3 protein-coding genes and 1 pseudogene are annotated in these 3,253 nt (G+C 63.8%); all 4 read left to right on the forward strand.

Annotated features, from left to right (window positions below; all coding sequences use genetic code 11):
* A pseudogene (locus G6035_RS19310) lies at window positions 1-276 on the forward strand (UTP--glucose-1-phosphate uridylyltransferase); the annotation flags it as partial.
* A 339-nt stretch (window positions 277-615) separates the two neighbouring features.
* On the forward strand, window positions 616-1,881 hold the full coding sequence (nhaA, locus tag G6035_RS19315) for a Na+/H+ antiporter NhaA (protein ID WP_176618722.1): 1,266 nt from the start codon (window positions 616-618) through the stop codon (window positions 1,879-1,881).
* Between the two features lie 70 nt (window positions 1,882-1,951).
* Window positions 1,952-2,395: a VanZ family protein gene (locus G6035_RS19320; protein WP_176618723.1), complete on the forward strand. Its 444-nt coding sequence runs from the start codon at window positions 1,952-1,954 to the stop codon at window positions 2,393-2,395.
* A 93-nt stretch (window positions 2,396-2,488) separates the two neighbouring features.
* Complete coding sequence (locus G6035_RS19325; RefSeq protein ID WP_176618724.1) at window positions 2,489-3,091, forward strand: low molecular weight phosphatase family protein; 603 nt, start codon at window positions 2,489-2,491, stop codon at window positions 3,089-3,091.
* The last annotated feature ends 162 nt before the right edge of the window (window positions 3,092-3,253 follow it).

Here is a 3,253-nt window from a genome sequence, read left to right on the forward strand (position 1 = left end):
CACCCGGCCGTCTTTGAGGTCCTGGAAAACACGCCGCCGGGGCGCGGGGATGAAATCCAGCTCACGGACGCCCTGCAGACCCTGGCCACGCGTGAGGGCGAGGGCGGTGGCGTGTACGGTGTGGTGTTCCGGGGCCGGCGCTATGACACCGGGGACAAGCTCAGCTACCTCAAGGCCGTGGTGACCCTGGCCTGCGAAAGCGAGGACCTCGGCCCGGACCTGCGCGACTGGCTGGGCGAGCATGTCCGTCAGTTCCAGTCCGCACCCGTCGGGTAACCGCCGGGCTTGGTGGGGTGGAGGGGACATCAGGCACATGGGAATGAGGCGGCGCCGGCGGACGTCACAGCGTGGCGTTTACTACAAGGAGCGCTCCCAGCTGTGGAAGTACCTGCTCCTGGGCTTGCTGGCCGTGGCAGCAGGTGCAATGACGCGGTACGCCTACCTTCAGAGGTGAATCCGGCGGCAGAGGTGAACCCGGCGGCCGCGGTACGTGGGGACCGGGTAAACTCATACATAGGTGCGCCGGGAAGTCTGGTCGGCAATGTCATAGCCGTCCCCAAAGTTCCGCTGGCAACTGGCTGGAACCTTGGCCCCGTAGAGAGTGCCCACCTGCCCATGAACCTGCCGCTCCCCCGCCGCATCCTCACACGCAGCAGTTATCCCGAACTGCAGCGCATCAGCCAGATCCTCCGCTCGGAAACCGTGGGCGGTGCCCTGCTGCTCACCGCCACCGTGCTCGCGTTGGTCTGGGCCAACTCCCCGCTCGCCGCCGGCTACTTCGCGCTCCGAGACTTCCAGATCGGCCCCGCGGCCTGGCACCTGCACTTGAGCCTGGGCGGCTGGGCGTCCGACGGCTTGCTCGCCATCTTCTTCTTCGTGGCCGGACTGGAACTCAAGCGTGAATTTGTGGCGGGCGACCTCCGCAACCCTGCCCGCGCCGTCGTCCCCATTGCGGCCGCCGCGGGCGGCGTGGCGCTCCCCGCACTGCTGTTCACACTCGTGAACCTCACCCAAGGTTCGGACGTGCTGAAGGGCTGGGCCATCCCCACCGCCACGGACATCGCCTTTGCCCTGGCCGTGTTGGCCGTCATCAGCACGCATCTGCCCAGCGCCCTGCGCACCTTTCTGCTGACGCTGGCCGTGGTCGACGATCTCATCGCCATCGCCATCATTGCCGTGTTTTACCCGGGCGAGATGCACCTGCAGTTCCTCGCCTTGGCCGTCCTGCCGCTGCTGGCATTCACCTGGCTGGTGCAGAAACGTATCCGGTCCTGGTACCTGCTGCTGCCGCTGGCATTCGCCGCCTGGACACTGGTGCACGCCTCCGGCATCCATGCCACGGTGGCCGGCGTGCTGCTCGGCTTTGCCGTCCCGGTGGTCCGTTCCGCCAAGCGCGGCGGGCCTGACGCCGGGCCGGGACTCGCTGAGCATTTCGAGCACCGTTTCCGCCCGCTGTCAGCTGGCGTAGCCGTTCCGCTGTTTGCCTTCTTTTCCGCCGGGGTTGCCTTAGGCGGGGCAGCCGGACTGAAGGCGGCGTTCACCGACACGGTGGCCCTGGGGATTGTGGTGGCCCTGGTGGGCGGCAAGTTCGTGGGGGTTCTTGGCTCCACCTGGCTGGTCACGAAGACAACACGGGCTACGCTGGACGACGGTCTGGCCTGGATCGATGTTGCCGGCCTGGCGCTGCTGGCCGGGGTGGGCTTCACAGTGGCACTGCTGATCAGCGAACTCAGCTTCGGAGCTGGAAGCCCGCACTACAGCCACGCAAAGGTGGCCATCCTGGCCGGATCCGTTATCGCCGCCCTCCTGGCATCAGTGGTGCTGCGCAGCCGCAACAAGCATTACAAGCAACTCGCCGAAGCCCCGGTGGTCGAGCAATGAGATCCGTCGGTCGAGCAGAGAGCTCTGCGAGCGCGTCGAGACCAAGCCAACCCCGCCTAGAATGGAAACCGTGAATACCCGCAGCCACCGCATTGCCGTTGCGCTGGCCGCCGCATATGTCCTTGCCTTGGCCCTGATCCTGTTTTGGCCCACCCCGGTAGACCGTCCCGTCGACGGCACCCTCAACGAGGTGATCCGCTGGGCCCACAGGCACGGGGTTCCGAGGGCGATTGGATATCACCAAGTCGAATTCACTTCCAACATTGCCCTGTTCGTTCCGATGGGCTACCTCGCCTCGGTCTGGTGGCGCAACAGCTGGGTCGGCCTACTCACGGGATGCCTCATTTCCTGTTGCGTCGAACTGAGTCAAACCCTCTTTCTGCCGCACAGGGTCGGCTCCGGACTGGACGTCTTGGCAAACACTACGGGTGCGGGAGTCGGCGCGGTCATCGTTTACATAGCAGAACGCCGCCTTCGGTCGCGCAGAGACCTCGTTGAAACCCCCGGCGGTTGAGCTTGTCGAAACCATTGAGCTTGTCGAAACCCTTGGGCCTGCCGAACTGTTGCCCTGTCAAAACCACAAGTAGAAAAACTGTAGCCTAATCCCATGACCACCCCTCCCCCGTTCAGGATCTTGACCGTCTGCACCGGCAACATTTGCCGCTCCCCCATGGCGGAGCGGCTTCTCCAGCACGGTCTAAACATGGTCACCCCGGGTGCGTACAAGGTGGAAAGTGCAGGCACCGGAGCCTTGGTCGGTTCGGCCATGGAACCTCACATTGAAGGATACGTCCGGGTTATGGGCGCCTCGGCGGATAACTTCTCCTCCCGCCAGCTGACTCCGGACATCCTGGCCGCCCAGGACCTAGTCTTGGCCATGACGCGGGAACACCGCAGCCGCATAGTTGAGATGGCACCGGCCATGCTGAAGAAAACGTTTACCTTGCGCGAACTGGCCAGGATCCTGCCGCAATTAGCCGCACCCAAGGCTCTTGAAGTGGCCGAACGGTGGGGGCAAGTCATACCCGTTGCCCTACGCGCACGCGGCATGCAGGGTCCCAACCAACAAGAAGATGACGTTATGGACCCATTCCGGCGCAGAGACGAAGTCTATGAACTGATGCGCAGCGAACTCACTCCGGCAGTACAAGCCTTGATCAACTGGGAACGGGCCAACGGCGATGCAGTCCGCCCACGTCAGAGCCAGTAAAGCGAAAATATTGGAACCTTATCCCGGGGTACCTTCAGAATAATTGAGCCGGGTGGAGAAACACTGGGGCAAGTTCATATGCCCGCATAGGACCCGGCGGTGTCATACCCTCGAAGCAACAAGTTGGTTGAATAGAGGAGTTGCTGGTGGGGCGCAGGGCGC

This window comes from Arthrobacter sp. SDTb3-6 (assembly GCF_013376095.1).
In the GTDB taxonomy this organism is placed as follows: domain Bacteria; phylum Actinomycetota; class Actinomycetes; order Actinomycetales; family Micrococcaceae; genus Specibacter.